Source organism: Streptomyces sp. NBC_01428, from assembly GCF_036231965.1.
GTDB lineage: Bacteria > Actinomycetota > Actinomycetes > Streptomycetales > Streptomycetaceae > Streptomyces.
On the sequence record NZ_CP109499.1, the window covers coordinates 6,769,799 to 6,786,406 of the forward strand.

Here is a 16,608-nt window from a genome sequence, read left to right on the forward strand (position 1 = left end):
GGTGACGCGGCGCTTCCCTAACAAGTGTTTGGTAGGTTAGCTTGGGGTCATGAGCGACGTCGAGAGTCCGGCGTACGTCCCCGGACACGGGCTGCTGCAGGGCCGAACCGCGGTCATCACCGCCGCGGCCGGGGCCGGCATCGGCGGCGCCACCGCACGCCGGTTCCTGGAGGAGGGCGCGCGCGTCCTGATCAGCGACGCGCACGCACGCCGGCTCAAGGAGACCGCCGCGGCCCTGGCCGGGGAGTTCGGTGCCGCCCGGGTCGCCGCACTGCCCTGCGACGTCACCGACGAGGACCAGGTCCAGGCCCTCTTCGACACCGCCGTCCGGCTGCACGGCCGCCTGGACATCGTCGTCAACAACGCGGGCCTGGGCGGGACATCGGCTCTCGTCGACATGACCGACGAGCAGTGGTCCCGCGTACTGGACGTGACCCTGAACGGCACGTTCCGGTGCACCCGGGCCGCCCTGCGCAGGCTCCGGGACCAGGGCGGGGGCGGGGCCGTCGTCAACAACGCGTCCGTCGTCGGCTGGCGGGCCCAGTCCGGGCAGGCCCACTACGCCGCCGCGAAGGCCGGCGTCATGGCGCTCACCCGGTGCGCGGCGATCGAGGCGGCCGCGTACGGGGTCCGGGTCAACGCGGTCTCGCCGAGCCTCGCCATGCACCCCCACCTCGTGAAGGTCACCACGCCCGAACTGCTGGAGGAACTCACCGCCCGCGAGGCCTTCGGCCGGTACGCCGAGCCCTGGGAGATCGCCAACGTGATCGTGTTCCTCGCCTCCGGCTACTCCTCGTATCTCACCGGCGAGGTCGTGTCCGTGAGCAGCCAGCACGCATAGGACGACAATGACCGTGTGCCTACCAAGAAGAAGCCCCAGGTGACCGCCACTCCGGAGCGCCGCCGCGAACTGCTCGGCACCGCCGCCGAGGTCTTCGCCGAGCAGGGCTACAACGCCACCACCGTCCGCAAGATCGCGGACGAGGCCGGAATGCTCGCGGGCAGTCTCTACTACCACTTCGACTCCAAGGAATCGATGCTGGAGGAGATCCTGCGGACCTTCCTCGACGAGCTCTGGGACGGCTACGACACCGTCCTGGAAGCCGGACTCGGCCCCCGCGAGACCCTGGAGGCCCTGGTCACCGAGTCCTTCCGGGAGATCGACCGGCACCGCGCGGCCGTCGCGATCTACCAGAAGGAAGCCCGCCACCTCGCCGTCCAGGAGCGCTTCGCGTTCCTCGCCGAGTCGCAGCGCAACTTCGAGAAGGCCTGGCTGAGCACGCTGGAACGCGGCGTCGACGCCGAGGTCTTCCGCGCCGACCTCGACATCCGGCTGACCTACCGCTTCGTCCGGGACACCGTGTGGGTCGCCGCGTCCTGGTACCGGCCCGGTGGTCAGCACAGTCCCGAGGAGATCGCCCGGCAGTACCTGTCGATGGTGCTCGACGGGATCTCCGTCCGCACGTAGCCGCACGCGAACCACTCATCCTCGCGAGGGAGTCGTCATGGCCGAGGCCTACATCGTCGAAGCGGTCCGCACACCCGTCGGGCGGCGCGGAGGAGGGCTCGGCGCGGTCCACCCGGCCGACCTCGGCGCGCATGTGCTCACCACGCTGGTCGAGCGGTCCGGGGTGGACCCGGCAGCCGTCGAGGACGTCGTCTTCGGCTGCCTGGACACGGTCGGGCCCCAGGCCGGCGACATCGCCCGCACCTGCTGGCTGGCAGCCGGACTGCCCGAGGAGGTGCCGGGCGTCACCGTGGACCGGCAGTGCGGATCCTCGCAGCAGGCCGTGCACTTCGCGGCCCAGGGCGTCCTGTCCGGCACCCAGGACCTGGTGGTCGCCGGCGGCGTGCAGAACATGACCCAGATCCCCATCGCCTTCGCCTCCCGCCGGGCCGCCGAACCGCTCGGCCTCACCGAGGGCCCCTTCGCGGGCAGCGAGGGCTGGCGGGCCCGCTACGGCGACCGCCCCGTCAACCAGTTCCACGGCGCCGAACTCATCGCCGCGAAGTGGAGCATCACCCGCCGCGACCAGGAGGAGTTCGCCCTGCGCTCGCATCAACGCGCGATCCGCGCCGCCGACGAGGGCCGCTTCGACCGCGAGACCGTTCCGTTCGGCGAGGTCACCGTCGACGGGGGGCCGCGCCGCGACACCACGCTGGAGAAGATGGCGGGCCTGAAGCCGGTCGTCGAGGGCGGCACCATCACCGCCGCCTGCTCCTCCCAGGTCTCCGACGGCGCCGCCGCGATGCTGCTCGCCTCCGAGCGGGCGGTCCGCGAACACGGCCTCACCCCGCGCGCCCGGGTCCACCACCTCTCCGTACGGGGCGAGGACCCGATCCGGATGCTCTCGGCGCCCATCCCGGCCACGGCCCACGCCCTGAAGAAGACCGGCATGTCCATCGGCGACATCGACCTCGTCGAGATCAACGAGGCGTTCGCCCCGGTCGTCCTCGCCTGGCTGAAGGAGACCGGTGCGGACCCGGACCGCGTCAACGTCAACGGCGGCGCGATCGCCCTCGGTCACCCGCTCGGCGCGACCGGCGTCCGGCTGATGACCACCCTGCTCCACGAACTGGAGCGCACCGGCGGCCGGTTCGGCCTCCAGACGATGTGCGAGGGCGGCGGCCAGGCCAACGTGACGATCATCGAACGGCTCTGACGACGGCCTCGGGGGACGGTCTCACGACGGCCTCTGAAGATGGCCTGGCGACGGCCTCCGGGGACGGCCTTTGACGGCGGCGGCTGGGGGCGTCCGCCGAGCTCGGCCCGGTGAAGCCCGGACGCGTGACGTCCGGGCCCCGGGGCCGTGGCTGTGCGCGTCAGTCCGGTAGGGAGACTCCCAGGTCCGCGAGCCGGTCGAGGGTTTCCCGGGCTTCTCTCATCACCCTCGCGATCAGTTCCTCGCACGACGGCAGGTCGTCGATCACCCCGGCCACCTGGCCCGATGCCATCACCCCGAGGTCCGTGCGGCCGTCGACCATGGACGATCTGAGGAGCATCGGGGTGTTGGCGGCGAGCAGGACCTGGCTCCAGGTCAGGTCCCTGCCGTGCTTCATGGCGAGGCCGTCGCGGATCATCCGCGACCAGGTCAGGCCGGACAGGCGCCGGAAGCCGGCGGCCCGGCGCACGGCACGGGCGAGGGTTCTCGCGCGACCCGCCCGCTCCAGGGCCTCCACGAGGTCGGTGCGCAGCATGCGGTGCGGCATCCCGTCGACGGCCGTCGTCACCGTGACGTCCTTGACCGTCGCCGCGAGATAGCGCGCCTTGACCGCGTCCGGCACCGTCGAGTCGGAGGTCAGCAGGAACCGCGTGCCCATCGCGATGCCCGCCGCCCCGTAGGCCAGCGCCGCCACCAGCCCCCGCCCGTCGTGGAAGCCGCCCGCCGCGACCACCGGGATGTCCACGGCGTCGACCACCTGCGGCGCCAGCACGCTCGTCGCCACCTCCCCGGTGTGCCCGCCGCCCTCGCCGCCCTGCACGATCACCGCGTCCGCGCCCCAGGCGGCCACCTTCTCGGCGTGCCGCCGTGCTCCGACGGACGGCACGACGACCACGCCCGCCTCCTTCAGCTCGGCGATCAGCTCGCGGGAGGGGGCGAGCGCGAACGACGCGACCCGCACCCCTTCCTCCACGATGATCCGCACCCGGTCGCCCGCGTCCCCGGCGTCGGCCCGCAGATTCACGCCGAACGGCGCGTCGGTGCGGGACTTGACCTCCCGGACGGCGTCCCGGAGGTGGTCGAGGGTCATCGTGGCGGAGGCGAGGATGCCCAGCGCCCCCGCGTTCGCCGTCGCGGAGACCAGGCGGGGACCGGCCACCCAGCCCATGCCGGTCTGCACGACGGGATGCCGGACGCCGACGAGGGCGGTCAGCGCGGTCTCCATCAGCGGCCGTCCCCACGCGCGGGGGACCTGCTCTCGCGGGCCCGCTCGTCCCGGCCCCCGTCGTCCCGGGCCCGGTCGGCGCGGCCTCCGTCGTCTCTCACCGGGGTGCTTGCCGGGTCCGGCACCTCCCGGTCCCGCAGCCCCTTCGGGTCGAGCACCGTCCTGATCAACGCCAGCTCCGCGTCGGTCGGTTCGCGGGTGAACGGCACCTCGTCCGGGATCGTCAGCTCGAACCCCGTGGCCGCGCGGACCTGCTCGACCGTGACGCCCGGGTGGACCGAGGCGAGCCGCATCGAGTGGTCGCGGGACGCGAAGTCGAGGACCGCGAGGTCGGTCACCACGCGGGGGAGGCGGTGGAAGCGGGTGGCGCTCGGGCCCGCGGCGGCCGCCCGGTCGTACCCCACCCCGCACACCACGTCGACCTGCTCCACGAAGACCCGCGGGGAGTGCTTGGGGATCCAGTAACTCGTCGGATTGTTAAGGGTGTTGACCGGGGCCCCGCGCATTCCGAGAAGCTGGCGCCGGGGCCGGGACCAGTCGCCGATGCAGGAGATGTTCTGGTTGCCGAAGCGGTCGATCTGGCTCGCGCCCATCATCACGTGCCGCCGCCCGCCGGTGACCGTCGTCAGATGCCGGCGGTAGGGCAACCAGCCCTCCGTGCTGCCGTCCGGGCCGACGAGCAGTGCCTCGCCGTCGGTCAGCAGCAGGTCGGGCGCGAAGGTGTGCCGGGCCAGGCGGGCCCCGACGGACGGGACGAGGCCCATGGGGCTGGCGAGCACCTCGCCGTTGTCCCGCCAGGCCTCGGCGCAGGCGATCACGCAGTACTCGGCTCGGGTGACGCTCACTGGTCCCGCTCCTTCCGCCAGGCCTGGACGGCGCTCTGATAGGCATGCTCGTCGCCGGAGAGGAAGCGCTCGGCGAACTCCTCGTACGGCGTGGTCGCGTACAGCTTCTGGAAGGCCTCGTCGCGTCCGTGGTCCGGGGCGCAGGAGGTGAAGTGCGCGCCGTTCGGTGTCTCCACCACGCCCGTGACGGCCGACCGCTGGAGGAGCAGGGTCTGCGGCGCGGCCTCCTTGGTCAGCTCCGCCGTGTCGACGATCCGCTCGCACGAGACGTACGCGGCGTCGGCGGCCTCGCAGAACAGGTCGTCGAAGTACGGGTCCGGGCCGAGGTACTGGCCGTTGCCCGCGCGGTCGGCGCGGTTCATGTGGACCAGCGCCGCGTCCAGACGCAGGGCGGGCATGGCGACGAGCTCCTCCCGTACTCCCGACGACGGGTCGGGGTAAGGCGAAGTGACCGTCCTGAGACCTGGGTTGACGCGCATGACGTCGGAGCCGATGCCGGCCCGCACCGGGAGGAACGGCAGCCGGTTCGCGGCGGCGTGCAGGCCCCACATGAACATCGCCTCGTCGACCTCCGTGAGCTCGAACGCGCCGTGCTCGCGGGCCGCGCGGTAGTGCGGTTCGAGCGGGATCGAGTCGAGCGTCGCGAAGGCGGTCACCAGCTTGCGGATCCGCCCGGCCGCCGCGAGCAGACCGACGTCCGGCCCGCCGTACGCGACGACCGTCAGGTCGGTGATGTCGGTACGGAGCAGCGCTCTCACCAGGGCCATCGGCTTGCGCCGCGAACCCCAGCCGCCGATACCGAGCGTCATCCCGCTCTCCAGCCGGCCGACGACGTCCTGCGCCGACATGGTCTTGTCGCTCACCGGGGGGCCTCCTTGCCGAAGGTGTCGCGGACGCGGCCGGCCACTCCGCCGAAGCCGGCCTCGTAGGTGAAGCCCTGCTCGAAGCGGTAGCTGCGGCGCACGTCGACGGGGTCGATGCCATTGATGGCGGCCTTGGCGAGACGGATCAGCCGCCCGTCCTTCGCGGCGATCTCCCGCGCCAACTCCAGCGCCGCCGTGCGGAGTTCCTCGCGCGGGACGACCTTCCAGACCGAGCCGTGCGCGTGCAGCTCGGCGGCGGTGGCCGTGCGCGAGGTGTAGTACAGGGCCCGCATCAGATGCTGGGGGACGAGCCGGGCCAGGTGGGTGGCCGCGCCGAGGGCGCCGCGGTCCAGCTCGGGCAGGCCGAAGGTGGCGTCCTCGCTCGCCACGATCACGTCCGCGTTCCCCACCAGGCCTATGCCGCCGCCCAGGCAGAAGCCCTGCACCGCCGCGACGACGGGCACCTCGCACTCGTACACCGCCGCGAAGGCCTCCGCGCAGCCCTGGTTGGCGCCGATCAGCGCTTCGTGGCCGGTGGGGTCGCGCTGGATCTCCTTGATGTCGACGCCCGCGTTGAAACCGCGTCCCTCCGCCGCCAGGACGACACAGCGGACCCCGGGGTCGCGGCCCGTCGCGCGGACGGCGTCGGCCAGCTCGAACCAGCCGCGCACCGGCAGCGCGTTCACCGGCGGGTAGTCGGCCGTGATGACGGAAATCCCCTTTTCCGGGGACGAGGTGGAGACACCCATGGGCACATCAGCTACCTTTCCACCAAACGTTTGTTAGGTGTGATGCGAAGCTAGCAGCGATCGCGGCCGGGCGGGAGGCCCTGTGGACAACCTGGACACCACCGGCGGCGACGGCGCCGTGGCGGACCTCGACGGACGGACGGTCGTCGTCACCGGCGGCACCCGCGGCGTCGGCGCAGGGATCGCGCGGGCCTTCGCCCGGGCGGGCGCCCACGTCGTGGTCTGCGCGCGCAGACCCCCCGAAGTCCCCCTGGAGAAAGCCCACTTCGTGCCGGTCGATCTGCGGGACCCGGCCGCCGTGCGGGACTTCTTCGCCGCGCTGCCCCGGCTCGACGTCCTCGTGAACAACGCGGGCGGCGCCCCCTACCGGTCGCTCGCCGGGGCGGACGCCGCACGGCACGCCCGGGTCATCGAGCTCAACCTCACCGCTCCGCTCACCGCGTCGCTCGCCGCGTACGACCACCTCAGGCGGGTGCGGGGGTCGATCGTGATGATCGGGAGCGTGAGCGGGTCCCGTCCCTCGCCCGGGTCGGCGGCCTACGGGGCGGCGAAGGCGGGGCTGGAGAACCTGGCCCGTTCCATGGCCGTCGAGTGGGCACCGGAGGTCAGGGTCAACACCCTGGTCGTCGGCATGGTCCGCACCGAACTGGCCCCTCTCCACTACGGCGGCGAGGACGGGGTGGAGGCCGTCGCCCGTACGGTCCCGCTGGGCCGTCTCGCCCGGCCCTCCGACGTCGGCGCGGCCGCCGTCTTCCTCGCCTCGGACGCGGCCGCCTACATCAGCGGAGCGTCGATCCTCGTCCACGGAGGCGGCGAGCGGCCCGCCTTCCTCGACGCCGCGACCGTCAACAAGGACCAGCAGGGAGAACCGTCATGAGCGCACCGTTGCTGTGCCAGGGACGTGTCGTGATCGTCACGGGCGCGGGCCGCGGACTCGGCAGGGCGCACGCCCTCGCCTACGCCGCCGAGGGCGCCCGGCTCGTCGTGAACGACCTCGGGGTCGGCCTCGACGGCGTCCCCGGTCCGGACAGCCCGGCCCGCCGGGTCGTCGAGGAGATCCGCGCGGCCGGCGGCGAGGCGGTGGCCCACGGCGGCGACATCGCGACCACCGACGGCGCCGCGTCCCTCGTCCGCACCGCCCTGGACACGTACGGCCGGCTCGACACCCTGGTCAACAACGCCGGCTTCCTGCGGGACCGGATGCTCGTCAACCTCGACGAGGAGGACTGGGACGCCGTCATGCGGGTCCATCTGAAGGGGCACTTCCTGCCGCTGCGGCACGCGGCCGCGCACTGGCGCTCGGAGGCCAAGGCGGGCCGTACACCGGAGGCCAGGGTCGTCAACACCAGCAGCGGAGCGGGCCTGTCGGGGTCGGTCGGGCAGGGTAACTACAGCGCGGCCAAGGCGGGCGTCATCGGCCTGACCCTGGTCGCGGCCGCCGAGATGGGCCGCTACGGCGTGCAGGTCAACGCCATCGCCCCGGCCGCCCGCACCCGGATGACCGAGCGGACCTTCGCCGGGACGATGACGGCGCCGGACGACGGTTTCGACGCCATGGCCCCCGAGAACGTCTCGCCGCTCGTGGTCTGGCTGGGGTCGGCCGCGAGCGCCGGGGTCACCGGCCGCGTCTTCGAGGCCGAGGGCGGCCGGATCACCGTGATGGAGGGCTGGCGCCCCGGCCCGAGCGCGGACGGGGGAGCGCGCCGGACCCCGGCCGAGGCGGGCGACGCGGCCCGGAAACTCCTGGCGGAGGCGGGGACACCGAGGCCGGTGTACGGCGCGCGGTAGGCGGTAGGCGGTAGGCGGTGGGCGGCAGGGGCGGAGCAGGACGGAGCCGACGTGAGGGGACGTGAGGGGACGTGACGGGGAGGGGAGTGCGGGCACGGGGTGGCCGGGAGCCGCCTTCAGCGCCCGGGCCGTTTCGGGGCAGCCGTCAGCAGCGCGAGGATCGCGGCGTGCCCCGTCTGGAGTTCGTCGCCCGCGAAGGGACTGCCCTGGGCGTCCAGGAGTTCCACCTCGATGGTGATGCCCTCGGCGGATCCGTGGCGGCGGGTGACCGAGCGGTGCCCGGTCCCGTGCGTGCGGGCCAGACCGGCCCGCAGCTCGGCCTCGACACCGACGGTGAGCAGACGGCGCGCCTCCGCGAGTGCCTCGGCCCGTGCTCCCGCGCCGCGCGCGAGCAGAGCCCGCACGCAGCCGACGGAGCCCCGGCGGGCCGCTGTCACCAGCGGCGCCTCGCCCGACGGGCCCGGCCGGTCCGGGTCCGCCCCCGCCCCGAGGAGCAGTTCCGCGACCGTGGTGTGGCCGCACCGCAGCGCCCAGGTCAGCGCGGTGAAACCGAACGCCTCCACCGTGTCCGGCCCCGCCCCGGCGCCGAGCAGGGCCCGCACCACCTCGACGTGCCCGCCGCAGGCCGCGCCGCACAGGGGAGCGTCCGTGCCCAGACTGAGCCGGTCGGGGTCGGCGCCGCCGGCCAGCAGGAGCCGCACGATCCCGGCCCGGTCGCTCACCGCCGCCGCGTACAACGCGCTCTGGCCGTCCTCGTCCACGCTCTCGGCGCTCACCCCGGCGCGCAGCAGCCGTACGACCGTGTCCTCGTCCCCCTCGTAGACGGCGGTGAAGAGGGCGGCGGCCGGGTCGTTGGTGCTCATCCCTCGACCCTCGCCCGCCAAGGACACGCGAGGCAAAGGCTTTTGGAGTGTCCTCTCTCACCCCTTGCCTGCCGGGGCTCCTTCGTGTCCGGGCTCGTCCGCCGACGGTCCCGACCGGTGCGTGCGTCAGGTGTCGCACTCCAGCACCGTCCGGCACAGCCCGCAGCGTGCGCGGACCCGGCCGCGTACCGGTACCCGGATCCGCTGGTGGCAGGTCGGGCAGGGAAACGACACGCGCAGCGGGCCGCCGGCGTCGGGGGCGAACGCGTAGGGAACGCCCGCGAGGTCGGGGGAGTGGTGCTCCTGGGCCTGTCTGCGGTCCTTGGCGTAGCGACGGCGGCCCGCCCAGCCGGCCGCGGTCAGCGGGGGCTGCCGCTCGTCGCGGCGGGCCTGCGCCATGCCCTTGGTGTACGCGGTGTACGCCTGGGGGCTGGTGAACCACACGGACGGGTCCTCGCCGAACACCAGGGCCCGCTTGGCGAGGACGTACCCGAACTCCTCCGGGGTCAGGTAGCCGAGTTTCTGCGAGGAGGCGGCGTCCTCGCGGTAGGCGTCGAGGAGCAGCCAGCCGGCGCCGAGGTAGGCCGCGGCGGTGTCGGTGAGGATCTCGGTGTCGCGGGTGCCGGGGAAGGCGAGGTCGAGGCGGTGCAGGTAGACGTGCATCACCTCGTGGGCGAGGGCGGCGCCGATGTCCCTGCGGTGGGTCCGGAAGCGGTCGTTCAGCTCGATGAAGTACTCGGGCCCGGCGGCGAGTTCGACGTTCGCCGCATGCGTCATCTCGCGGAAGCCGATGATCATCCGGGCGTCCGGGAGCCGGTAGTGCCGCACCATCTCACGGGCCACGCGCTGGGCACCGAGGTGCAGGTCGTCCAGGTCGGCGAAGGCCACGTCGGCGGGGGCCACGCTGGCCGAGAAGGTGTGCACGGTGTCGTACGAGAGCCGTTTCCAGAGCGCGGTGATCGACGCCCGCACCGTGTCCAGGTGAGGGAAGCCGTGCTCGACGGGTCCGCCGTTCGCCACGTCAGCACCCCCTGAAAGCGCCGGAACTCCCCTCCACTGTAAGCGGGCTTCCACCCGGCGGCCGGGGACGCGGTGAGGCCCCTGGCGTGTCTGGCCGGATCGCGGCTCTTGCCCGCACCCGGCGGCGGTCCCCATAATCCCCACCAGCTTGGCAGGAGCATGCCAGCAAGCGTTTCTGTGTCCCTGCCCGGCGGACAACCCCCCACGAAAGGAAACGCGTTGAAGTCTCCGAAGAAGTCCGCTCTCGTCCGAAGACTGCTCGCCGTCGCCGCGGTCGTCCTCGCCGCCGTCTCGCTCCAGCCGCTGACCGCGCAGGCCGCCCCCGCACCCGTCGTCGGCGGCACCCGCGCCGCGCAGGGCGAGTTCCCGTTCATGGTCCGCCTCTCCATGGGCTGCGGCGGCGCCCTCTACACCAAGAGCATCGTCCTCACCGCCGCACACTGTGTGAACGGCTCCGGCAACAACACCTCCATCACCGCCACCGCCGGCGTCGTCGACCTGCAGAGCGGCAGCGCCGTCAAGGTCAAGTCCACGAAGGTCCTCCAGGCTCCCGGCTACAACGGCAAGGGCAAGGACTGGGCGCTCATCAAGCTCGCCAAGCCGATCGAACTGCCCACCCTGAAGATCGCCACCACCACCGCGTTCAACAACGGCAACTTCACCGTCGCCGGCTGGGGCGCGGCCCGCGAGGGCGGCGCGCAGCAGCGCTACCTCCTGAAGGCCACCGTCCCCTTCGTCGACGACGCCACCTGCAAGCAGGCGTACGGCAGCGACCTCGTCCCCGGTGACGAGATCTGCGCCGGATTCGTCGCGCAGGGCGGTGTCGACACCTGTCAGGGCGACTCCGGCGGCCCCATGTTCCGCAAGGACGACACGGGCGCCTACCTCCAGGTCGGCATCGTCAGCTGGGGCGAGGGCTGCGCCGAACCCGGCTACCCCGGCGTGTACAGCGAGGTCTCGACCTTCGCCGCCGACATAGCCAGGGCCGCGGCCGGGCTGTAGCCACCGCCTCCGGTACCGGGGTTCCACCGGCACCGGTACGCGTGGCGCCCGCGGCCCCCCGGTCGCGGGCGCCGTCACGCGCGCCCCGGGGCCCACACCGCGGGGCGCCCGCACGGCGTCAGCCGGCCAGCACCTTGTGGAAGTGAACGTCCTCGTGCCCGCCCGGGATGCCCTCCGTGCGGCCGGTCTCCCGGTAACCGTGCCCGCGGTAGAAGTCGGGGGCCTGGAAGGTGAAGGAGGAGACGATCACCTCGGTGCAGCCGCGCCGGGCGCCCTCCTCCTCGGCGGCCCGGAGCAGCGTGCCGCCCCAGCCCGCGTGCCGCTGGTCGGCCCGCACCCACAGCATGTCGACGGCGCAGCAACTGCCCCACACCCACGCGGTGAGCCCGCCGACGAGCGCCCCCTCGGCGTCGGTCACCCGCACCGAGAGCGGCTCGGGCGCGCCCGCCCCGGTCGCCGCCGCGTTGAAGGCGGTGAGTTCGTCGTCGAGCCGCTGTTCCAGCTCGGCGTCCTTGCCGTCGATCCGCAACGAGGTGCTCACGGGCTGCTGGTCTGTACCGGTCATGCCGGGAGTATGCCAACGCCCTCGCGGAGACCCGAACCGTTTTCCCCCGGCGGGCCGGACCGGCGGCCGTTAGTCCAACTGCTCCCCCTCCTTTGTCCATGGGCACACCGGCCCCGCGCGGCGCAGTCTGGCGCCCCGGAACGTCGCCCCCCAGGAGGAGAGCCTTGCAGCCCTCAGACACGTTCACCCCCACCCGTCGCACCGTCGTCGCGGCCGGAGCTGCCGCCGGGATCGGCGCCGTGCTCGGTCTGCCCGCCGCGGCCTCGGCCGCCCCCGGCGACGACACGGTCACCCTCCGCTCCGCGCACCTCGACGTCCGCGTCGCCACCGCCTTCCCGCAGGTCGTCACGTACACCGACCGCGCCACCGGCGCCGTGCTGCACGCCCAGTCCGACCCGGTCGCCTCCGTCCTCGTCGACGGCACCGCGCACACCCCGGCCGTCACCGTCACCGCGGGCGCCGCTTCGGCCGCCTACCGCCTGGCCTTCACCGGCGGCACCACCATCGACGTGGAGATCGCCGTCACGGACCGGCACGTGACCTGGCGGGTCACCGCCGTCGACGACACGGACACCCTTCCCGTCGGCACCCTGGAGATCCCCGACCTCGCCCTGCTCGCCGTCCGCAGCGACCAGCCCGGCGCCCAGCTCCTCGCCGCACGCGTCCAGCTCGACCAGGCCAAGAGCGGGGACACCCTGGTCACACCGGCCGCGGACACCCCGGCGGAAGCGGCCACCGGATGCGCGTACGCCGTCGTCGCCCACCACGGCCTCGCGGGCGCCCTGGAGACCAACACCGTCTACGACAGGCCCGACTCCAGCACCTCCTGGGAGAACGGCAGGCTCTGGCGCCGCACCGTCCGCAAGGACGGCTTCACCGAGGCCCGCCTCGCCCCCGGCCAGTGGACCCACCGCGCCGCCGGCGCCACCGACACCGAACCGCTCCCGTACGCCACCGTCGTCGTCACCGGCGACCGCAACGGCGACGGGGTGATCGACTGGCAGGACGCGGCGATCGCCTTCCGCGACATCATGGTCACCCCGCTCGGCGCCGAGGACACCTGCCTACGGGTGGTGCCGCACATCCCCTTCAACTTCGCCTCGCAGGCCACCAACCCGTTCCTCGCGACCCTCGACAACGTCAAGCGGATCTCCCTCGCGACCGACGGGCTGCGGCAGTTCACGATCCTCAAGGGCTACCAGTCGGAGGGCCACGACTCCGCCCACCCCGACTACGCGGGCAACTACAACGAACGCGCCGGCGGCCTCGACGACCTCAACACCCTGGTCCGGGCCGGAAAGAAGTGGAACAGCGACTTCGCCGTCCACGTCAACGCCACCGAGTCCTACCCCGTCGCCCACGCCTTCTCCGAGACGCTCGTCGACAAGAACGACCAGCAGTGGGACTGGCTCGACCAGAGCTACCGCATCGACGCCCGCCGCGACCTGGTCTCCGGCGACATCGTCCGCCGCTTCGCCGCCCTGCGCCGCGACGCCGACCCGGCCCTCAACTCGCTCTACATCGACGTCTTCCGCGAGTCCGGATGGAACTCCGACCGCCTCCAGCGCGCCCTGCGCGACCAGGGCTGGCACGTCACCTCCGAATGGGGCCACGGCCTGGAGCGCTCCACCCTGTGGTCGCACTGGGCGACCGAGACGGACTACGGCCCGGACACCTCCCGCGGCATCAACTCACGGCTCATCCGCTTCGTCCGCAACCACCAGAAGGACGTCTTCGCCGACAAGTGGCCCACCCTGCTGGGCGTTCCCCGCATGGGCAACTTCGAGGGCTGGACCGGCAAGACCGACTGGACCGCCTTCCACGACCTGATCTGGACCCACTCCCTGCCCGCCAAGTACCTCCAGGCGTACCCGATCCGCACCTGGGGTGAGCACGAGATCACCTTCGGCACGACCACCACCGTGACCGCCGTGTCCGACACCGACGGCACCCGCCGCATCACCACCGACGGACGCCTCGTCTACGACGGCGGCACCTACCTGCTGCCCTGGGACCCCAGGAAGGCGACCAAGCTCTACCACTACAGCCCCGACGGGGGCAGCAGCAGCTGGCGCCTTCCGAAGACCTGGGAGAGCCTGTCGCGGGTCGCTCTGTACCGGCTCTCCGACCAGGGGCGGGCCTTCCAGGCGTACGTCCCGGTGCGCGCGGGCCGGATCACCCTCGACGCGGACGCCGGACAGCCGTACGTCCTCCACCGCACCCGGGTCGCCGACGCCGCCGACCCCGACTGGGGCGAGGCCACCCCGCTCCACGACCCCGGCTTCAACTCCGGCTCCCTCAAGGGCTGGACGGTCGCCGGACCCGCCTCCGTCGAGCTCAACGCCCTCGGCGACCATGAGCTGGTCGTCGCCGCCGGTTCCGCCGCCACCGTCTCCCAGCGGCTGACCCGCCTCAAGCCGGGAACGTACGCGGCCTCCGTCCAGGTCGAGGTCGGCGTGAGCGCCGACGACCGCCGCGAGGCCTCGCTCCGGGTCCGTACCGCCGACGGTGTCACCGCCGCCAACACCACCAGCACGTCCACCGCCGGCAACTACGTCGCCGCCGACCGCAAGCACGACACCCGGTTCCAGCGGATGTTCACCCACTTCACCGTCCCCGAGGGTGGCGGCCCCGTCCACCTCACGCTCGGGGCGGCGGCCGGACAGGCGCGCGTCCGCTTCGCCGACGTCCGCGTCGTGCCCGCCGTCCGCGCCGCCACCCCGCCCGGCACCCTCGTCCGCGAGGACTTCGAACACGTCCCGCAGGGCTGGGGCCCCTTCGTGAAGGGCGACGCGGGCGGCGTCACCGACCCGCGCACCCACATCGCCCAGCGGCACGCGCCGTTCACCGGACGCGGCTGGAACGGCAAGGTGATCGACGACGTCGTCGACGGCACCCAGTCCCTCAAGTCACGCGGCGAGAACGACGGACTGGTCTACCGGACCGTGCCCCACACGGTCCGGTTCCAGCCGGGCAGGCACTACCGGGTCACCTTCCGCCACGAGAACGAGAAGGCCGGACAGTACGCCTGGATCACCGCCGTCGACGAGGGCACGGTGACCCGCGAACTCAGTCGCACCGACCTCCCCGTCGCGGCCCGACCCGCCACCCACTCCTACGCGTTCACCGCACCCGCCACCGGCGAGGCCTGGGTCGGCCTGCGCAAGACGGGCGACGACGGCACCGCCGAGTTCACCCTCGACTCCTTCGAGGTGACCGAGACCGGCTGACCCGCCGCCTCCAGCTCCAGCACCCACACCTCGTTCACGCCCTCCCGCAGGACCGCACCGGGCACGTACAGCGCCCGCTGCGGTCCCGCGGACCAGTACCGGCCCAGCCCGAACCCGTTGACCCAGACGAACCCCCGCGTCCAGCCCGGGAGTTCGAGGAAGGCGTCCCCGGCCCCCGCCACCTCCGCGGTGCCGCGGTACAGACCGGGGGAGCCGTCCGTGGGCACCTTCCCGAACGGCACCCGCCCCACGTCCCCGTCCAGCGCGTCCAGCCGCAGCGCCCGCGCCCGCACCCCGTGCAGATACTGCCGCTCGTGCAGCACACCCCCGGTGACGCCCTTCGGCTCCCCGGTGCGCGGACCGTAGTTGACCCGCCCCAGCGACTCCACCCACAGCTCCACCCGCGCCGGACCCGCCACCGGCTCCTTCAGCCGCGGCTCGTCCTCGGTGAGCACCCCCGCCCGCACCCCGTCCACCGACACCACCGCCAGATCCCGCAGCCCGCTCACCGACAGCGGATACGGCTGCCGCGGCCCCGGCACGTCCACCACGTACTTCACCAGACCCCGGTCCACGTCCAGTTCCTCGAACGTGGGCGGCACCGCGTACTCGGCCTCCGCGCCGCCCACCGCGTCCAGCACGGTGTCCAGCGACGCCCAGCCGCCGAACCCGGCCTCCACATCCGCGCCCAGCACCTCGGGAGCGGGCGGCACCTCGGGCAGCGGCCCCTCCGCGTACGCGGCGAGGATCTCCCGGAAGAGCCAGAACTTCTCGGTCGGACGCCCCAGTTCGTCGATCGGCGCGTCGTAGTCGTACGACGTCACGTCCGGCTCCAACGGCCCCTCGTGCAGCTCACCGCCCCGGTTGGCGCCCGCCCAGCCCGCGAAGCTCGTCCCGCCGTGCGCCATGTACAGATTGACCGAAGCCCCGCACTCCAGGATCTCCCGCAACGCGTCCGCCGCGTCCCGCGGATCCCGCACGACATGCTCAGCACCCCAGTGATCGAACCACCCGCACCAGAACTCCATGCACATCAGCGGACCCGACGGCCGGTGCCGGCGCAGCGTCGCGAACGCCTCCCGCGCCCCCGACCCGAAGTTCGCCGTCGCCAGCACCCCCGGCACCGACCCGCCCGTCAGCATGTGGTCCTCGGGCCCGTCCGACGTGAACAGCGGCACCCGCACGCCCTCCGCCCGCAACAGGTCCGCCAGCCACCCCAGATACACCTGGTCCGAGCCGTAACTGCCGTACTCGTTCTCCACCTGCACCATCAGCACCGGCCCGCCGCGGTCGACCTGCCGCGCCACGATCTCCGGCAGCAGCACCCGGAACCAGCGCTCCACCTGCCGCAGATACTCCGGATCCCGCGTCCGCGCCCGCCCCGACAGCCAGTGCGGCAGCCCGCCGTTCTCCCACTCGGCGCAGATGTACGGGCCCGGCCGCACGATCGCCCCCAGACCCGCCGCCCGGACCGCGTCCAGAAAACGGCCCACCTGCTCCACGTCGCGCACCTCACCGGGACGCGGCTCGTGGAGATTCCACGGCACGTACGTCTCCACACAGTTCAGCCCGAGCGCCCGCAGCATCCCCAGCCGGTGCGCCCACTGCCCCTCGTGCACCCGGAAGTAGTGCAGCGCCCCCGACAGCAGCCGCACCGGGCGCCCGTCCAGCAGAAAATCGGTGTCCCCCACCGTGAACTCGCTCATGGCCACACGATCACCCCTGGCGGCGGCCGCGTCCATGGACAAAGATCAGCGCTGATTGGACGCAACGCAAAGGAACGACCGGGCGGGAC

15 protein-coding genes are annotated in these 16,608 nt (G+C 73.0%); 7 read left to right on the plus strand and 8 right to left on the minus strand.

Going from position 1 to position 16,608, the window contains the following annotated elements:
• Nucleotides 1-49: 49 nt before the first annotated feature.
• From OG406_RS29275 to OG406_RS29285, 3 genes are read left to right on the plus strand one after another with little or no spacing between them, the layout of a single operon-like run.
• On the plus strand, nt 50-841 hold the full coding sequence (locus tag OG406_RS29275) for an SDR family oxidoreductase (protein WP_329188614.1): 792 nt from the start codon (nt 50-52) through the stop codon (nt 839-841).
• Between the two features lie 15 nt (nt 842-856).
• Complete coding sequence (locus tag OG406_RS29280) at nt 857-1,468, plus strand: TetR/AcrR family transcriptional regulator (RefSeq protein ID WP_081216672.1); 612 nt, start codon at nt 857-859, stop codon at nt 1,466-1,468.
• A 37-nt stretch (nt 1,469-1,505) separates the two neighbouring features.
• Nucleotides 1,506-2,663: an acetyl-CoA C-acetyltransferase gene (locus tag OG406_RS29285; protein ID WP_164371589.1), complete on the plus strand. Its 1,158-nt coding sequence runs from the start codon at nt 1,506-1,508 to the stop codon at nt 2,661-2,663.
• Nucleotides 2,664-2,823: 160 nt separating this feature from the next.
• On the opposite strand, the gene OG406_RS29290 is transcribed toward OG406_RS29285, so the two are convergent.
• The 4 genes from OG406_RS29290 to OG406_RS29305 are packed head-to-tail and all read right to left on the minus strand — an operon-like array spanning nt 2,824 to nt 6,345.
• Nucleotides 2,824-3,888, minus strand: coding sequence for an NAD(P)H-dependent flavin oxidoreductase (locus OG406_RS29290; protein ID WP_329188618.1), 1,065 nt, complete (start codon nt 3,886-3,888; stop codon nt 2,824-2,826).
• Nucleotides 3,888-4,733 carry a CoA-transferase subunit beta gene (locus OG406_RS29295; RefSeq protein WP_329188620.1) on the minus strand — a complete coding sequence of 282 codons (846 nt, stop codon included), beginning with the start codon at nt 4,731-4,733 and terminating at the stop codon, nt 3,888-3,890. Before OG406_RS29295 ends, OG406_RS29290 begins: the two co-directional genes overlap by 1 nt.
• Nucleotides 4,730-5,596: a CoA transferase subunit A gene (locus OG406_RS29300; protein ID WP_266849099.1), complete on the minus strand. Its 867-nt coding sequence runs from the start codon at nt 5,594-5,596 to the stop codon at nt 4,730-4,732. Before OG406_RS29300 ends, OG406_RS29295 begins: the two co-directional genes overlap by 4 nt.
• A complete protein-coding gene (locus OG406_RS29305; RefSeq protein ID WP_267050520.1) occupies nt 5,593-6,345 on the minus strand; it encodes an enoyl-CoA hydratase family protein in 753 nt (250 codons plus the stop codon). The genes OG406_RS29300 and OG406_RS29305 overlap by 4 nt, the downstream gene beginning before the upstream one ends.
• An 82-nt stretch (nt 6,346-6,427) precedes the next feature.
• Here OG406_RS29305 and OG406_RS29310 point away from each other — a divergent pair, with 82 nt between their 5' ends.
• Nucleotides 6,428-7,222, plus strand: coding sequence for an SDR family oxidoreductase (locus tag OG406_RS29310; protein ID WP_327410033.1), 795 nt, complete (start codon nt 6,428-6,430; stop codon nt 7,220-7,222).
• Nucleotides 7,219-8,133 carry an SDR family oxidoreductase gene (locus tag OG406_RS29315; RefSeq protein ID WP_329188624.1) on the plus strand — a complete coding sequence of 305 codons (915 nt, stop codon included), beginning with the start codon at nt 7,219-7,221 and terminating at the stop codon, nt 8,131-8,133. Before OG406_RS29310 ends, OG406_RS29315 begins: the two co-directional genes overlap by 4 nt.
• Nucleotides 8,134-8,249: 116 nt before the next feature.
• On the opposite strand, the gene OG406_RS29320 is transcribed toward OG406_RS29315, so the two are convergent.
• Nucleotides 8,250-8,996, minus strand: a complete 747-nt coding sequence (locus OG406_RS29320) for an ankyrin repeat domain-containing protein (protein ID WP_164371595.1) — start codon at nt 8,994-8,996, stop codon at nt 8,250-8,252.
• Nucleotides 8,997-9,122: 126 nt separating this feature from the next.
• Complete coding sequence (locus OG406_RS29325) at nt 9,123-10,016, minus strand: hypothetical protein (RefSeq protein WP_164371596.1); 894 nt, start codon at nt 10,014-10,016, stop codon at nt 9,123-9,125.
• A 219-nt stretch (nt 10,017-10,235) separates the two neighbouring features.
• On the opposite strand from OG406_RS29325, the gene OG406_RS29330 reads away from it, so the two are divergent.
• Nucleotides 10,236-11,018 (plus strand): serine protease, encoded by a 783-nt coding sequence (locus OG406_RS29330; RefSeq protein WP_329188626.1) that lies wholly within the window; start codon nt 10,236-10,238, stop codon nt 11,016-11,018.
• A gap of 118 nt (nt 11,019-11,136) precedes the next feature.
• On the opposite strand, the gene OG406_RS29335 is transcribed toward OG406_RS29330, so the two are convergent.
• Nucleotides 11,137-11,583 (minus strand): GNAT family N-acetyltransferase, encoded by a 447-nt coding sequence (locus OG406_RS29335; protein ID WP_329188628.1) that lies wholly within the window; start codon nt 11,581-11,583, stop codon nt 11,137-11,139.
• 164 nt (nt 11,584-11,747) lie between these two features.
• Between OG406_RS29335 and OG406_RS29340 the strand changes: the two genes are divergently transcribed.
• The gene (locus OG406_RS29340; RefSeq protein WP_443067118.1) at nt 11,748-14,813 is read left to right on the plus strand and encodes an endo-alpha-N-acetylgalactosaminidase family protein; all 3,066 of its coding nucleotides are present in this window, start codon (nt 11,748-11,750) and stop codon (nt 14,811-14,813) included.
• On the opposite strand, the gene OG406_RS29345 is transcribed toward OG406_RS29340, so the two are convergent.
• Entirely contained in the window at nt 14,699-16,519 is a 1,821-nt protein-coding gene (locus OG406_RS29345) for a glycoside hydrolase family 35 protein (protein ID WP_329188633.1), read from the minus strand. The genes OG406_RS29340 and OG406_RS29345 overlap by 115 nt on opposite strands.
• Between the last annotated feature and the right edge of the window lie 89 nt (nt 16,520-16,608).